Origin of the sequence: Flavobacterium cheonanense, from assembly GCF_039539185.1 — a bacterium.
Taxonomy (GTDB): Bacteria; Bacteroidota; Bacteroidia; order Flavobacteriales; family Flavobacteriaceae; genus Flavobacterium; species Flavobacterium cheonanense.
Genome location: NZ_BAABCT010000002.1, coordinates 90,055 through 105,737 on the forward strand (window position 1 = coordinate 90,055; position 15,683 = coordinate 105,737).

Annotated in this window: 15 protein-coding genes and 1 tRNA gene; 11 read left to right on the forward strand and 5 right to left on the reverse strand. The window is 29.1% G+C overall.

The annotated features are described in order from the left end of the window. Positions 1-50: 50 nt before the first annotated feature. From ABD766_RS03875 to ABD766_RS03885, 3 genes are read right to left on the reverse strand one after another with little or no spacing between them, the layout of a single operon-like run. Positions 51-551, reverse strand: coding sequence for a DUF6702 family protein (locus ABD766_RS03875; RefSeq protein ID WP_298304646.1), 501 nt, complete (start codon positions 549-551; stop codon positions 51-53). Between the two features lie 18 nt (positions 552-569). Continuing rightward, entirely contained in the window at positions 570-1,361 is a 792-nt protein-coding gene (locus tag ABD766_RS03880; RefSeq protein ID WP_344815464.1) for a hypothetical protein, read from the reverse strand. Between the two features lie 9 nt (positions 1,362-1,370). Then, positions 1,371-2,108, reverse strand: coding sequence for a hypothetical protein (locus ABD766_RS03885; protein ID WP_344815465.1), 738 nt, complete (start codon positions 2,106-2,108; stop codon positions 1,371-1,373). Between the two features lie 463 nt (positions 2,109-2,571). Here ABD766_RS03885 and ABD766_RS03890 point away from each other — a divergent pair, with 463 nt between their 5' ends. Continuing rightward, positions 2,572-3,303, forward strand: a complete 732-nt coding sequence (locus ABD766_RS03890) for a hypothetical protein (RefSeq protein WP_344815466.1) — start codon at positions 2,572-2,574, stop codon at positions 3,301-3,303. 509 nt (positions 3,304-3,812) lie between these two features. Next, on the forward strand, positions 3,813-4,523 hold the full coding sequence (gene pepE, locus ABD766_RS03895; RefSeq protein ID WP_344815467.1) for a dipeptidase PepE: 711 nt from the start codon (positions 3,813-3,815) through the stop codon (positions 4,521-4,523). A gap of 42 nt (positions 4,524-4,565) precedes the next feature. Here the strand turns inward: pepE and ABD766_RS03900 are convergent. After that, positions 4,566-4,638, reverse strand: a tRNA-Gly gene (locus ABD766_RS03900). Between the two features lie 175 nt (positions 4,639-4,813). Here ABD766_RS03900 and ABD766_RS03905 point away from each other — a divergent pair. Continuing rightward, the gene (locus ABD766_RS03905) at positions 4,814-5,254 is read left to right on the forward strand and encodes a GNAT family N-acetyltransferase (RefSeq protein WP_344815468.1); all 441 of its coding nucleotides are present in this window, start codon (positions 4,814-4,816) and stop codon (positions 5,252-5,254) included. A gap of 5 nt (positions 5,255-5,259) precedes the next feature. Continuing rightward, positions 5,260-6,963, forward strand: a complete 1,704-nt coding sequence (locus ABD766_RS03910; protein ID WP_344815469.1) for a L,D-transpeptidase family protein — start codon at positions 5,260-5,262, stop codon at positions 6,961-6,963. Here the strand turns inward: ABD766_RS03910 and ABD766_RS03915 are convergent. Further along, positions 6,952-7,653 carry a murein L,D-transpeptidase catalytic domain family protein gene (locus ABD766_RS03915; RefSeq protein ID WP_344815470.1) on the reverse strand — a complete coding sequence of 234 codons (702 nt, stop codon included), beginning with the start codon at positions 7,651-7,653 and terminating at the stop codon, positions 6,952-6,954. The genes ABD766_RS03910 and ABD766_RS03915 overlap by 12 nt on opposite strands. Positions 7,654-7,979: 326 nt before the next feature. Here ABD766_RS03915 and ABD766_RS03920 point away from each other — a divergent pair, with 326 nt between their 5' ends. From ABD766_RS03920 to ABD766_RS03950, 7 genes are all read left to right on the forward strand, one after another. After that, complete coding sequence (locus ABD766_RS03920; RefSeq protein ID WP_344815471.1) at positions 7,980-10,331, forward strand: DUF5916 domain-containing protein; 2,352 nt, start codon at positions 7,980-7,982, stop codon at positions 10,329-10,331. Between the two features lie 108 nt (positions 10,332-10,439). After that, positions 10,440-11,957 carry a 2,3-bisphosphoglycerate-independent phosphoglycerate mutase gene (gene gpmI, locus ABD766_RS03925; protein ID WP_344815472.1) on the forward strand — a complete coding sequence of 506 codons (1,518 nt, stop codon included), beginning with the start codon at positions 10,440-10,442 and terminating at the stop codon, positions 11,955-11,957. A gap of 168 nt (positions 11,958-12,125) precedes the next feature. Continuing rightward, positions 12,126-12,782 carry a hypothetical protein gene (locus ABD766_RS03930; protein ID WP_344815473.1) on the forward strand — a complete coding sequence of 219 codons (657 nt, stop codon included), beginning with the start codon at positions 12,126-12,128 and terminating at the stop codon, positions 12,780-12,782. Positions 12,783-12,929: 147 nt separating this feature from the next. Beyond that, positions 12,930-13,709: a DUF2490 domain-containing protein gene (locus tag ABD766_RS03935; protein WP_344815474.1), complete on the forward strand. Its 780-nt coding sequence runs from the start codon at positions 12,930-12,932 to the stop codon at positions 13,707-13,709. A 23-nt stretch (positions 13,710-13,732) separates the two neighbouring features. Then, complete coding sequence (locus tag ABD766_RS03940; RefSeq protein WP_344815475.1) at positions 13,733-14,236, forward strand: mechanosensitive ion channel domain-containing protein; 504 nt, start codon at positions 13,733-13,735, stop codon at positions 14,234-14,236. 93 nt (positions 14,237-14,329) lie between these two features. Further along, positions 14,330-14,962 carry a leucine-rich repeat domain-containing protein gene (locus tag ABD766_RS03945; protein WP_344815476.1) on the forward strand — a complete coding sequence of 211 codons (633 nt, stop codon included), beginning with the start codon at positions 14,330-14,332 and terminating at the stop codon, positions 14,960-14,962. 11 nt (positions 14,963-14,973) lie between these two features. Further along, on the forward strand, positions 14,974-15,681 hold the full coding sequence (locus ABD766_RS03950; protein WP_344815477.1) for a TerC family protein: 708 nt from the start codon (positions 14,974-14,976) through the stop codon (positions 15,679-15,681). Positions 15,682-15,683 lie beyond the last annotated feature (2 nt).

Sequence of the window (15,683 nt, forward strand, 5' to 3'; positions counted from 1 at the left end):
ATTTAAGGTATAAAAGTAACTTTTTTTGATATAACTATAAGGTATTGGAATTATTTTAACATTCCTTTAAAGTTTTCTGAAGTTAGAAGCAAACTTTGCTTTTCTCCGTTGATGTTGGCTTGAATAATATTTTGTTGCTCCTCATTCAATTCCATTAAAGCACTATTTTCAATCGCTACTGAAGAAATTTTCGGTAAATCTTTTATACTAAAATAACATATTACAACATTGCCATCAATGTCTTTGCTTAGATAATTTAGAGTTTTAGAAACTCCATTTACTTTAATTATAAACTTTTCTGCAAAGTATTTTTTTAAGAAAACCTCATCTTCAGGAGTTTCGTTTTCTAAAGCAAAATAGGTTCTTTTTTTAAATTTTTTCTCCAAAGCATCGTTTACATCATCGATAAATAATCTACTTGTAATTTGAATCATTTTCTTTTTTGGAGCATAATTCACTTGATATATGGATACGTAAAATTTGTGCATTGCCATCGAAGACAAACCAAAGAATAAAGCCAAAAATAATATAGTCCTAAATGCTTTTATCATAATTCAAAAGTAGTGATTTTATCGTTCTATTTTTCTGAATGCTTCACTTTTTACAATCATAAAGTCTAATAATGATAACGAATTGCTAATTTCAAAAAGTTGCTTTTCATTAACTTCCTCTGAGAAGCAAAAATCTATAAATAGTTGTTTATCTGTTTTGGCAATTTTTAAAGTTTTTTCAAAAAAATCATCAGAAAATCTTTTCTTGATTTCGATTTGAAACTCCTCCAAATCTACTTTATGAACTTCAATTTTCTTTTTAGAACTTCCTCCAAATAAATCTGCTATAGCTTTTCCAACCTTAATCAAATCAACAGAAGCAACATTACTTGAAGTTGGAATAAACATATTGTCAACTCTAGGTTTCACTCCTGTAATTTCAACATTTGACCAATCAATCGGTTCTAATTCAACTTTAAAAGCAGGTTTAACCTTTATTCTCTTGGCATCATAAACCAAATCACCTGAAAGTTTGTATGGACCAATTTTTACTTCATCTAATTGATTTACTTTTTCTGTAATATGAATTTTCAAAATCATTTCTTCAAAATCGGAAGATTTCACAACAATTTGTTTAGTTTCAAAAGCTACACCAGTAATCATAATAACATCGTCTTCTTTTGCAAAAATGGTAAACTGTCCTAAATCGTCTGTAATTACAACTGTTTCGGCAGTAATATTGGTAACAGTTACTCTTTCTACTGGAATTGAATCAGAAACAACTAAGGCTCTCAATATTTTAACCCTTTCTTTTTGCGAAAAAGAAACTAATGAAAATAAAAAAAATACAATTAGTAATTTATTTCTCATAAGCAGAAATTATGGTTTCACAGCTATCAATTCTTTATAGGTAACGGCTAATTCATTCATAATAAAAGTAGCCATTGTTTTATTTTTAGCTTTTAATGCTTCTACAAATTTAGCATCTTCAACTATATAATATTGAAATCCTTTGACAAAATCTTTAGGAATCTTTAGCGTTTCTGTAAAATATTCTGCTTCATACAAATTTTCAATTTTTGATAACATTGTCTCTTTTTTCTCCACATCAACTTCCTTTTTAAGTTGTTTGGTTCTTCCTGTTATAGCATTCAATATTGGATTCAGCGGAACTAATCCTGAACCTGTTGTGGCTTCATGCAATTTTCTTTCTGCTGGAGTATAATGTTTAGTTTTAGAAGAAATTATACCAAGCGAAACTGCATTGATATCTTTATATTCATTGATCTTAACTTCATCTAAAACTCTAATAAAAGTTTCCATTTTAACAAATAAGAGCTCTTTATTGAAATCCTCTTCTTTCAAAGCAATTTTCACACTTTTAAACTGAACAGCAGTAAACATTAAAGTATCACCAACACTTGCATTAATTGAAAAATAACCGCCGCGTTCTGTTAAAGTTGATTTTTCTGTCTTCAAATTAACAATGTAAATGCTTTCCAAATCGTTATAATCCGCGGTAACTTTTCCATTGATTTTTTTAGACGCAGGAGTAACTTGCCCATTTGACAATTGCATCATTAACAAAAAGAGAAACAGTATTCTTATTTTCGACAAAACTATTATTTAACGTGAAAATCTTGGGTAAAAGTATTTTAAAGTCATCCAAAAAATTAGCCAACACAATTGTAAATTTATGTTAATTATTAATTTGAAAATTTGAAGAAAAAAAATAAAAACTAACCCAGCTCCGCAAAGTGTTCTAATTAAAATAATTGTTTTTATGAAAAGCTCCGCTAACATCTCCTGACTTTGCGGAATTTTTCTTATTTTTGATAATACTTTAATGTCTGAAAGAAGGATATGTTATAAGAGACCAAACATTGCCTCATTTTTTGACAGCTACCGTTGTTGATTGGGTTGATGTTTTTTCTATAAAAAATTATCGTGACGCAGTTAAGTTCTAAATTAAATTTTGAAATATATTAGTTATGATGATTAACTTAGCGCAAAGTCAGGAGACGTTTGCGCAGCGCAGTGCTAGAAAGAACTCTTTGCGGAGCTGGAGCAAAAACAAATTATGAGCAACAATAAAATGAAATATTTAAACAATTTAGTCGTATTTATGATGTTTATGTTTTTTCCCTATTATAGTTTTGGGCAAAGCAAAAAATCAAGCATTGAAGCCATTAAGGTTGAAAGTAAAATTCGCTTGTTTTCTTTTCAAGAAGTGGAATATGCGATATTAAAAATTTCATACCAAAACATAAGTGAAGATACGCTATATCTCTGGACTCAAAATTGGCGTGTGCATTGTTTAAAAGAGCAAGATTCGAGTATGTTTAATAATTGCTCTTTTGATATTAATGCAGGGTTTTTAAATGCAATAGTTTTTTTTAAAAGTGAAAATGTTAAAGCATTTAATTCAAAGTCTGCTAGATTTGATTATTTTGATGCTGGTGATACAATATTAAATTGTAGTTATGTTAAAAAAATATTGCCAGGAGAAACTTTTTGTACGAATATAATTTTTTCGGATATGGAATTTGTTTCATACATGAAAAAACACATGCCTGATACTCTTATTCTATACTATTCTTACGCGAGTAATTTTAAACCAAATATAGAATTAGAAAATAATTTTTATTACCAAGAAGATGAAATTTTTATTAACTATCTGCAAAATCCTGAATCCATAAATTGTCAAACAAATAATGTGGTTTCTAAAAATGGAATTCAAGAGAAAACTAATAGAAACAAGTATCAAGCTGTTTTTAACCCAAAGCGAGTAGGTTTAAAGTTGAATTGGTAAGTTTGTTGACCTGCTGTTTATAGTAGTACTTATAAGTATAAGTTTGGTGGAAAGGAACTGCAAGACGAACTAGGGCTTGGTAATGCTTCAAAGTTAGTGATGAGTTCTTTTCGAACATATAACAAATTGATAATCAATAAAAATTAAAAATAATTATAAAAAAGATGAGCTATATAGTTCATTTTTTTTTATGTTTAAAGCTTTTAAATCTAATAAAATGGTTATACCACGTTATAAAGCAAAAGTGTACTTTTTCATAGCAAATATAATAACCCAGCTCCGCATTCTATAATAAAACCAGCTGGCAAAATCAGGAGCTAGATCAACTAGCAAATGCAACTTTGTTGTTTATAAAAATTAGAGAAAAAATCTTTAGAACAGCAATAATTCTAAAGCTAAGTACTAATTTCTAGAGACTTTTACAACATAGATTATAGTCAAGAAAAAGAAAATTACGCTAATGTGCATTGATTTTAACTATTTTTGAGGTCAAAATATACTTTCTAAATATGAAAAATCTTATTATTGCAAGTACTTCAACGCTTCATGGAGGAGAATATCTAGACTATTTACTCCCAACTTTAGAAAATCATTTTAAAAATTGTGATACAATCATTTTCATACCTTATGCTCGTCCTGGTGGCATGACACATGATGAATATACAGAAAGAGTAGCAATTGCCTTTTCAAAAATTAATAAGAAAATTATAGGATTACATATTTTCAAAAATCCAATAGAAGCACTTGAAAAAGCTGGAGGAATTTTTACTGGTGGCGGAAATACATTTCTTTTGGTTACGCAATTATATGAAAACGATGTTATGCAAACTCTTTCCAATGTTATTGAAAGCGGAACACCTTATTTAGGCTCAAGTGCTGGTAGCAACATAACAGGAATATCTATGCAAACTACAAATGATATGCCTATTATATATCCACCAAGCTTTAAAACATTAGGAGCTATTCCATTTAATTTAAATCCACATTATTTAGATCCAAATTTACAAAGTAAGCACATGGGTGAAACTCGTGAAACACGTATAAAAGAATTTCATGCTTTCAACACAACTCCAGTCTTAGGATTAAGAGAAGGTAGTTGGCTTGATGTAAAAGGTGAAAAGATACTATTGAAAGGGAATTTAACTGCTAGATTATTTAGACAAAACCAAGTTCCTGAAGAAATAAATCCTGAAACAGATTTGGCTTTTTTAGGAAATTAAAAGAATAAAAAAAACCTCTAACGTTAATTAGAGGTTTTACAGAGCGGAAGACGAGGCTCGAACTCGCGACAACCAGCTTGGAAGGCTGGAGCTCTACCAACTGAGCTACTTCCGCATTACAAAAACAGAATATGATGTTCTTATTTTGTGAGTGCAAATATATAGCATTTGTTTGTTTTGATGCAAATTTTTTTTGAAAAATTTTTGTGTAGAAAAAATTTTACAAATCTAAGCTAGTCTAAAAGTTTTATTATTAATTTGTTATCATTTAATTTGCATTGAAATTTTTTATGAAAGAGATTAAAAAAATCAGCTCAAGAGACACTTTTTTGGTTCGCCATCCTATTTTAAGAGAAGGAAAACCAATTGAAAGTTGTCAATTTGATGGAGATGATTTAGAAACAACAACTCATTTTGGATTATTTATTGACAAAAATATAACAGGAGTACTATCTGTTTTTAAAAATAATAATGTTATATTTAGTTCTGAAAATCAATACCAAATAAGAGGAATGGCTATTCTAAAGGATTTTCAAAGGAAAGGCTTTGGTGATGAACTAATAAAACATGCTGAAGAGTATGTTAAAAGTCAGTTTGGAAAATTAATCTGGTTTAATGCTCGTGAAAGTGCTGTTCCGTTTTATGAAAAATTGGGTTACATTAAAATTGGAAAGCCATTTTTTATTGCCGATATTGGAATCCATTATAATATGAAAAAAGAAATTGGCTAATGCCTATGAATAAATTTTACATTTTAATTCTACTTATCGTTTTTTCAAGTTGCAAAAGAAACATTTCAAATGAATCTTCTGCAGAGGCCTCTTTTATTGACTTTTCTCTTTTTGGAGATGATAGAATTAAAATTGACTCCACTTTAATTAATACTTCTAAAGACGAAGATTTTAAGGCTTTTTATAAAAAATTCAACTACGAAACTGCTTGGAATACAAAAGAACACAGAGATTTCATTATTAATGAAATTAGCAAAGCCGAAAATGAAGGTTTAGAATCAAAAGACTATAATTATGAAACTTTAAAATCATTTGAAACTAAATTTGAAGACCTTCCAGATTCCACAATTGTAAAATATGATTTACTTCTAACTTCTAGCACACAACTTTATGTAAATCACATCAGTAAAGGAAAGTTAAATCCGAAAAAGCTTTATAAAGATTGGGATTTAGAAGAAAAAAAAATAAATATAAATGAGATACTTTATGATTGTATTGACAACAACAACTTCAGTAAAGCCATCGAAAACTGCAAACCCAATCACATCATTTATAAAAAACTTAAAAACTGCTTAAAATTATTACAACAATTTCCAGAGGAAACAACCTATGAATTGATTGATCTTAGAGAAAGAATTGTACCTAATAAAAAAAGCAAATACGTACCTATCGTAAAGAAAAGATTAATGTATTGGGGTGATATGGTTGAAAAAGACACAATATTATCAACTGTTTATGATAAGAAAACACAAGAAGCAGTAAAAATATTTCAAGCTAGACATGGGCTAAGACCTGACGCAGTAATTGGAAGAAGCACTATTGATGCCTTAAATTATTCTAGAAATCAAAGAATAGAACAAGTTGTAGTAAATATGGAGCGCTGGAGATGGTTTGCTCACGATTTTGGAAATCATTATCTCTTGATAAATATTCCTGATTATAGTATTGTTGCTGTAAAAGATAATGATACTACTCAAAGTCAAAAAGTTGTAGTTGGAAAAGACACTAGACCAACACCAATATTAGAATCTAAAATATCCAATATCAATTTAAATCCAAATTGGACAGTTCCTCCTACAATTCTAAAAGAAGATATTTATCCTGAAGCCGAAAAAGATAGAAGTGTTTTCAGAAAAAAAGGATTGAAAATTATTGACAGAAAAAATAATGAAGTAAGTCCTTGGTCCTGGAAAAAAGAAGACGCAAACAAATATAAATATGTTCAAGATCCTGGTAGAAACAACTCACTTGGATCAATGAAAATTAATTTCCCAAATAGATATTCTGTTTATCTTCATGATACTAACCATAGAGATTACTTTGCTTTCTCATATCGTTCTTTAAGTTCTGGATGTGTGCGTTTAGAGAAACCATTAGAAATGGCAAGTTACATAATAAATGACACTACAAAATGGTCGTTAAAAAGAATTAAAGACACTACAGATATTAAATATTACTATAAACTACAAAAAGCTAAACAAAAAGAAATTGACAAAATCAATTCTAAAATAATGGCTAAAAATCCAAATTTTGTAATTGAAAAGAAAAACCTTCCAAAACCAGAATTAAAAACCATTGTTATTAAAATTGATGAAGATATTTTTATTCATCAACTATATTGGACTGCATGGGAAACAGATGGAATTTTAAATTTTAGAGAGGATATTTATTGTCTTGATGCTAATTTGTACTCCAAATTAAGATATTAATTTAGAATTGTTTACATAACTTCTAGAAGGATGATAAATAAACAGACACGATTTGTTCTTTATTGTCTGAATAATTTTTTTACTCAATTCAACAGGAACTGCTGGACAACCCTGGCTTCTACCTAACCTTTTGTGATTTCTAATAAAAGTTTTAGACACATAATCTGCGCCATGAATTACTACAGCTCTTTTTCTTGCATTGTCATTTATTCCTTTTTCTAAACCATCTAATTTTAAGGACAAGCCGTGTTTTCCTCTATAAACTTCTCCAGTTGAAAAAAAACCTAAACTACTTCTGTAAGATTCATTCTTATTTGAAAATTTTCTAGCATAATCATTTCCTGAATTCTTACCATGCGCTACCAATGTATTTAGTAAAATTTCGTTAGTGCTCATATCAATAATCCACAATCTCTTTTCCTTTGAACTAAGACTAAAGTCAATAATAGTTAAGATATCTTTTTTGATCATTCCTTTATTTTTCAAAAGTTGATATCCTTCAAAAGCCTTAGAAAAACTTTCTAAATTTGGTAACTTAAAATTATTTGTTTCTAGAGAATTATAGACACTGACAACCTTATTGACTCTAGAAATTTTTGCATACCTTTTGGGTGCGATTTCTTTTTTATGGGGCGATAAAAAAGAAACAACAACAAACAATGCTGTGTAAAAAGCAGTAATAAAATTCATTCTTAAGTAGGTTATTTAAAAAGCAAACATACTAAACCTAATTTCTATTATCAAATTAATTTGACAAAAAATACCGATTAAATACATTTTTTTTCGATTAAAATATATTTTAATAATAATTTGTAGTAATTTTCTTTTATTTATGAATTTTTCAAAATTAATATTTAATTAGATAAGAATTCTATTACAATTAGTATTGCGTAACAATTATAAAGATTTATATTTGCCTAATTAACAAGAATATAATGTTTAAAGAAAAACTTACTTTTTCCTTTATATGTTTACTAGCAACTTTTTTAAGTTTTTCACAAGCTCAAAAAAAGACTTTGCAAACAAAATTTTGTTCTGAAAAAATTACCATTGACGGAAAATTTGACGAACCAATTTGGAAAACTGCAGCAATTGCTACAGATTTTATAATGATTGCACCCAATAATGGTGATCCAGAAAAAAATAATAGACGGTCAGAAGTTAAAATAGTTTATGACAATGAAGCTATTTATGTGGCTGCTACAATGTACGACGACGAACCTAAAAAAATTTTAAGAGAGCTCACAACAAGAGATGAGTTTGGATCTGCTGACCATTTCGGAATATTTTTCAATGGTTATAATGATGGTCAACAAGAATTTCGTTTTTATGTAAGTGCTGCCGGAGTTCAGCAAGATTGTGTTTATACAGAAGCAAATGGCGAAGATTTTAGTTTGAATTCTATTTGGGATAGTAAAACAAGTATTACAGATTACGGATGGACTATAGAATTAAAGATTCCTTATGCTGCGGTTCGTTTTTCTGATGAAAAAAAACAAACTTGGGGATTAAACATGTATCGTGAGGTATATAGAGATCGTTTTCAATATTCTTGGAATTTAATTGATATTAATTTACAAACAGAAGCCAACCAAGCAGGAATTCTTGAAGGCATTGAAAACATTAAAACTCCTACCAGATTATTTTTAATTCCATACACTTCTTATTATTTAAGCGGAAATGATTCTAACAAAACCAAAGGTGAATTTAAAGGTGGCTTAGATGTAAAATACGGTATCAACGATGCTTTTACACTTGATGCAATTCTTGTACCTGACTTTGGTCAAGCTGCTTTTGACAGAGTAGAACTTAACCTTGGACCTTTCGAACAGCAATTTGCAGAAAATAGACCTTTTTTTACCGAAGGAACTGATTTATTTAATAAAGGAAATCTATTTTATTCTAGAAGAATTGGAGGCGAACCATCGGTACAACCAACATTATCATCTGACGAAGATTTTATCGAATATCCTTCAACAGTAAATTTATTAAATGCTTTAAAAGTATCAGGTAGAACCAAAGGCGGATTAGGAATTGGAATTCTTAATGCTGTTACAGAAAAAACAGATGCTATCATAAGAAATAATATCACAGGAGAAACAAGAAATGAATTGATAGAGCCACTAGCAAACTTTAATCTTTTTGTATTAGACCAACGTTTTAGACAAAATTCGTCTGTTTCATTTATCAATACCAATGTTACAAGAAATGGTGAATATAGAGATGCAAATGTGTCTGCATTAATATATGATTTAAATACTAAGAAAAACACTTTTAATTTATCTGGTGATTATAAATTTAGCCATGTAAACGATTACCTTCTCGACAATAGAAACGGTTACAACACCTCAATAAACCTAGGAAAAACCAAAGGAAAGTACCGCTATAGTGTTGGCAGCCAGTATTTTTCCGAAAAATGGGACAACAACGATTTGGGAATAAACTTTCAAACCAATTATCATGCTGTTTATGGTAATGCAAGTTATAGAATTATAAAACCTACAAAGACATTTAACACCTTAAATGTTCAGACAAACTTATATTCTGAATTCAACAATACAACAGGTAGTATTCAAGAAGCTAGTATTAATATAAATTTTAATTCTACCAATAAAAGAAATGATTATCATGGATTTGGTTTAAATACTAGACCAGTTGCGGTCTATGATTATTACGAACCTCGTTCTGAAGATAATAGTAAATTCTTAATCGTTCCAAGAAGAATTGGAGGAAATTACTTTTTTTCATCAAATTATGCTAAAAAATTCGCTTTAGATTTTGGTCCGTCAATATCTTTTTTTGACGAAAAAGACCGACTAAACTTTAATTTACTTGTAAGTCCAAGATATCGCTTTTCAGATAAATTATTACTAATATATAGTTCTAGATTTTCAAGACAAGTAAACGATATTGGTTGGATAGATTTTGATAATTCGGATAACGCTATACTAGCAAAACGAAATAGAAATACCTATACTAACACATTGTCAGGAAAATATGCAATCAATGATTTAATAACTTTTAATCTTTCTATTCGCCATTATTGGAGTTACGCAATTAATAAAGAGATTTTAACTCTTAAAGACGACGGTACTTTTGAAACCAATACCAATTATAACAAAAACAGAAACTCCAATTTTAACACTTGGAATATGGACTTGTCTTTTTCTTGGTGGTTTGCTCCCGGTAGTCAAATGTCAATACTATATCGAAATAACTCTTCTTTATTTGCAAGAGAATTTAATAAAAAAATTGGTAGTAATTTTAGAGATTCCGTTAATCAAGAAAATCTTAATCATATTTTATCTGTCAGTATTCGCTATTTTATTGATTACAACTCTGCTAAAAACTGGTTTTCTAAAAAATAATTTCTTCTGAAAACACTAAATCGTTTTCGTTATTTTTCAAATAAATTTACCTCCAACTTTTCATTTCAGCTATTGCAAATGCATATCTTTGTGTAAAATACTATCACAATGAACAAAAAAGTAATACTGATGATTCTTGATGGTTGGGGAAAATCTCCAGACCCAAAAGTATCGGCAATCGACAATGCCAATGTACCTTTTATAAACAGTTTATATGCAAAATATCCAAACGCACAGCTAAGAACTGATGGATTAAACGTTGGCTTACCAGAAGGTCAAATGGGAAATTCTGAAGTTGGTCACATGAATCTTGGTGCTGGTCGAATTGTATATCAAGATTTGGCTAAAATAAATTTGGCTGTACAAAACAAAACTATGAATCAAGAAAAACCGCTTCTTGATGCTTTCAAATATGCTAAAGAAAACAATAAAAAAGTACATTTTTTAGGTTTGGTATCTAATGGTGGCGTTCATTCGCATACATCACATTTATTCGGATTATTAGATGCTGCACAAGATTATGGATTAGAAAAAGTGTTTGTCCATGCTTTTACAGATGGTCGAGATGTTGATCCAAAATCGGCAATTACAGATATAGCAAATCTTGAAAATCATATAAAAAACACTACTGCAAAAATCGCTACTATTATTGGTAGATATTATGCAATGGATAGAGATAAGCGTTGGGAACGTGTAAAATTAGCTTATGATTTATTAGTGAATTCTGAAGGTGAAAAATCTACAAATGCTTTAGAAAGTATCAAAAAAAGTTATGTTAATGATGTTACCGATGAATTCATACAACCTATTGTGATGACGGATGAAAATGGAAATCCATTAGCGAAAATTGAAGAAGATGATGTTGTAATTTTCTTCAACTTTAGAACCGATAGAGGTCGTGAATTGACAGAAACCTTATCTCAAAAAGATTTTCACGAGTTCAATATGCACAAAATGAATTTGTATTATGTTACCATGACCAACTATGATGATACATATAACAATGTTCATGTAATTTACGACAAAGACAACATCACTGAAACACTTGGAGAAGTACTAGAAAAAGCAGGTAAAAAGCAAATTAGAATTGCCGAAACTGAGAAATATCCTCACGTAACCTTCTTCTTTTCTGGTGGAAGAGAAATTCCATTTGTTGGTGAAACTAGAATTTTAAGAAATTCACCAAAAGTTGCCACCTACGATTTGCAACCCGAAATGAGTGCTTTCGAATTAAAAGATGCTTTAGTTCCAGAACTTAAAAAAGGTGAAGTTGATTTTGTATGCTTGAATTTTGCAAATGGTGACATGGTTGGACATACAGGTGTAATGGAAGCTGCTATAAAAGCTTGCGAAGCTGTTGATGCTTGTGTAAAAGAAGTGGTTGAAACTGCTTTAGAAAACAACTACACTACTATTATCATTGCAGACCACGGAAATTGTGAAACTATGATTAATCCTGATGGTTCTCCAAACACAGCTCATACAACGAATCCGGTTCCAATTATTTTAGTTGATAAAGAATTAAAAACTATTAATAATGGCGTTTTAGGTGACATCGCTCCTACCATTTTAGAGTTGATGGGAATTGAAAAACCTGCAGTTATGACACAGCATTCGTTACTATAACAATAAAAAAACAAAACTTGTTTTAATTAAGAGATTCATTTTTTGAGTCTCTTTTTTTTATGCCAAATATTATAAATAAAAGTTAAAATTTCATAATCAATAGTATTACTATTACATTTGTATATATTTGTATTAATATTAAATGCAAAACTTTTAAAATTTAGAATCATGAAAAAAATTGTAATTATTGGCTTGTCTTGTATTGCGGTATTATTAAGTTCATGCAATCAAAACAAAAAAACAGAAGAAAAAACTCAGGCAACTCCTGAGCAAAACAAAGAGGTTCAAAAAGTTATTAATGAACTAGGATTGATTTATGTAGAAGAAGGTGCACAAACAGTCATTACTTATGATGAAGTAAACAAAGCCCAACAAGATTGGTGTGATGCCTTGGTAAAAATTGGAAAACTTAAAGAAGAAGGTGGTGATTACAAAACATTTGCAAAGCAAGTTTTATCAGAAGCTTACAACTATGACAATGGTAAAGTTTTTTTCAAACCTACTTTGGCTTATGGCGATCAAACCTTTAGAAATGACAAAAAAGGAGCATTAGCTTATTTCATTGGAGGTGATCCCGACTATCCAAACGACAAAGGTTTTGCAATAACTCCATGGGTAAAAGCTAGATATGACAATGCAGGAAAAAATAATGAAGGCATACAGATTTATGGATCTATCGCAATAACCATGGGAAATGTTTGGGTAACCGATAAAAATGGAAAAGAAGTAATGGTTGATAAAACCTGGGTTTTCAAAAAAGGAGAAGATGGTAAATTGAGAATTATTGTTCACAAATCATCTCTACCATTTTCACCAACTAAATAGTAATTAACTTGGGCTGGTTCTTAAATGGGTCAGCCCAAAATTTTTAATATTATGAAATCGCCACAAACAAAAAGTTTGTTGAAAACAAAAACCAATGATTAAAAAGGCGATACTATATGTTACCTCTAACAAATAATATTTAAACATATGAATCTAAAATTTACATTTCTAATCATTATAATTTTCTCAATTAACAGTTCTTACGCTCAAAACACAAGAGTAAATGAGAACAACAATATTGGTTGGTACAATTATTTTGGAACATTTAAATTAAATGATAAATACAGTATTCATAGCGAATATCAACTTCGAAGAGATAATTTTATTACAGACAAACAACAAGGATTACTTCGACTTGGCTTAAATTATCAGCTAAATCCAAAGGTGCAATTTCGATTAGGATATGCTTGGATAGAAACTTACCCATATGGCGAAACTCCAATTAATGGTATGGGAAAAGATTTTACTGAACATCGAGCTTTTCAAATGATTACCATTACTGATAAAATTTCAAAAATTGATATCTCTCATCGATTTATGCTTGAACAAAGATGGGTTGGTCGCTATTCAAACGCTGCATTAACCAACGAAGATGAATTCCCTTTCTTAAACAGAATAAGATACATGTTTAGAATGCAAATGCCATTAAAAGGAGATAAGATAGAAAACAAAACACCATATATTGCTGCTTATGACGAACTATTTATAGGTTTTGGAAAAAATGTAAATGAAAATATTTTTGATCAAAATAGAATTGGACTGGTACTAGGATATAGATTTAGTAATAGTTTGCGCATTGAAGCAGGCTATCTAAACCAAACACTTCAATTAGGAAGAGAAATTAACAACAGAAATGTGTTTCAAAACAATAACGGTTTTATAATCAACACAAACTTCAACTTTGATTCAACATCAAAAAAAGAATAAAAATAAAAATAATCAATAACAAAATGAAAACAATCACCATTCAAATTATTGAAACAAGTATAGTATTATTTTGCTACCTACTATCCTATTTTGCAACTAAAACCATAATAAACAACGCTTTAAAAAACACTCAGTTACAAAGAGGTAGAAGAAAAATAATGATTAAAACTATTAATCTATTACTTTCATTAACGGCTATAATTCTACTTTCTGCAATTTGGGGTTTAAAACAAAATGAAATTGCCATTTTTGCTACATCGATCTTAACAGCTTTTGGAATTGCATTTTTTGCACAATGGTCATTGCTATCAAATATTACTTCTGGAATAATATTATTTTTTAATCATCCATTAAAAATCGGAGATTACATCGAGGTACTAGATAAAGATTATCCTTTTTCTGGCGAAATATCTGACTTAACCTATTTTTTTATTCATTTAAAAACAGAAAATGATAGAATTATTACCATACCAAATTCACTAATTCTGCAAAAATCAATCTCAGTTACTGAGAAAGTAAAAGGTTAAAAAAAAGTGAAAAATAATAGTTAAAATACAATTGTTGATAGTTTTACTATTATATTTGCAATTGAAAATTATTTCAAAATTAAAAAATGCATTATGAAAAAAATTAATCTACTCAAAATTGTATTGCTACTCTGTTCATATGCAGTATTTTCTCAAAATAACGATAAGATAAAAGAATATACATCTTTGTCTGAAGCGCTAAGAGAACCAGAAAAAGTATTAAGATTAAATCTTAGTAATCAAAATATAAATTTATCTAATGAGAATTGGTCAAAATTTATCAACTTAGAATATTTAAGTTTAAAAAATGATCATTTAAAAGAAATTCCATCAGCAATATCAAATATTAAATCACTAAAAACAATTGATTTAAGTAATAACGATTTTACAAACTTACCAGAAGGATTTTCTAATTTAACCAATTTAGAAGAAATCTATTTGAATGAGGAAAAGAATATGAATCTTCCTAAAACACTTTCTATTCTATCTAAATTACCAAAATTAAAATCGCTTCATCTTGAAAACGACAACCTATCTGTCTTACCAAATGAATTACTAAAGTTTAAAAATTTAGAATCATTGTATTTAAACAACAATAAATTTAAAGAAATTCCAAAGTTGGAAGCTTTAGACCATTTGAAATATCTAGATTTAAAAGACAACAACATAAACCCTGAATTACAGGACATGAAAAACCTAAACTTCGGATTTAAAATTAATTTCTAAAATTCAACAATATGATAGACGCTTTAATACCTTTAATTTCATTAATTGCTCTCGAAGTAATACTAGGAATAGACAACATTATTTTCATTTCTATTCTTGCCGATAAACTCCCAGAAAGCCAAAGAAACAAATTGCGCTATTGGGGAATTGGACTAGCGATGGTAATGCGATTAGCACTCTTAGGTTTTATTTCTTGGATACTAAAACTTGATAAAACATTATTTTCGCTTTTTGAAATTGACTTCACAGGAAAAGGTATTATTTTAATACTTGGAGGTTTATTTTTAATATATAAAAGTACCAAAGAGATTTATCACAAAACAGAAATCGCTAATTCACACGAAGCAGAACTTCCAAAAAAAGGAAATTTTAGAAAACTTCTAGGTGAAGTAATTCTGTTAGATTTAGTTTTTTCAGTAGATTCAATTATCACTGCGGTTGGAATGGTCGATGAGCTTTGGGTAATGTACACAGCAGTAATTGTAACAGTAATAATTATGCTATTTGCAGCAAAACCAATTAGTGAATTTATTTCTAAACATCCGTCTTTTAAAGTTTTAGCTCTTTGTTTTTTAATGATGATTGGAGTATCACTTATTGCAGAAGGGTTTCATTTCGAAATTCCTAAAGGATACATCTATTTTTCAATGGCATTTGCCTTTTTAGTAGATATCATTCAAATGAAAACCGTAACAAAAAAACATGTAAATTTACCTTAGTA

Excerpts from the sequence above, each read along its gene's own strand:
- ABD766_RS03875 (WP_298304646.1), bottom strand. The coding sequence starts at position 551 with ATGATAAAAGCATTTAGGACTATATTATTTTTGGCTTTATTCTTTGGT.
- ABD766_RS03880 (WP_344815464.1), bottom strand. The coding sequence starts at position 1,361 with ATGAGAAATAAATTACTAATTGTATTTTTTTTATTTTCATTAGTTTCT.
- ABD766_RS03890 (WP_344815466.1), top strand. The coding sequence starts at position 2,572 with ATGAGCAACAATAAAATGAAATATTTAAACAATTTAGTCGTATTTATG.
- pepE (WP_344815467.1), top strand. The coding sequence starts at position 3,813 with ATGAAAAATCTTATTATTGCAAGTACTTCAACGCTTCATGGAGGAGAA.
- ABD766_RS03905 (WP_344815468.1), top strand. The coding sequence starts at position 4,814 with ATGAAAGAGATTAAAAAAATCAGCTCAAGAGACACTTTTTTGGTTCGC.
- ABD766_RS03910 (WP_344815469.1), top strand. The coding sequence starts at position 5,260 with ATGAATAAATTTTACATTTTAATTCTACTTATCGTTTTTTCAAGTTGC.
- ABD766_RS03915 (WP_344815470.1), bottom strand. The coding sequence starts at position 7,653 with ATGAATTTTATTACTGCTTTTTACACAGCATTGTTTGTTGTTGTTTCT.
- gpmI (WP_344815472.1), top strand. The coding sequence starts at position 10,440 with ATGAACAAAAAAGTAATACTGATGATTCTTGATGGTTGGGGAAAATCT.
- ABD766_RS03930 (WP_344815473.1), top strand. The coding sequence starts at position 12,126 with ATGAAAAAAATTGTAATTATTGGCTTGTCTTGTATTGCGGTATTATTA.
- ABD766_RS03935 (WP_344815474.1), top strand. The coding sequence starts at position 12,930 with ATGAATCTAAAATTTACATTTCTAATCATTATAATTTTCTCAATTAAC.
- ABD766_RS03940 (WP_344815475.1), top strand. The coding sequence starts at position 13,733 with ATGAAAACAATCACCATTCAAATTATTGAAACAAGTATAGTATTATTT.
- ABD766_RS03945 (WP_344815476.1), top strand. The coding sequence starts at position 14,330 with ATGAAAAAAATTAATCTACTCAAAATTGTATTGCTACTCTGTTCATAT.
- ABD766_RS03950 (WP_344815477.1), top strand. The coding sequence starts at position 14,974 with ATGATAGACGCTTTAATACCTTTAATTTCATTAATTGCTCTCGAAGTA.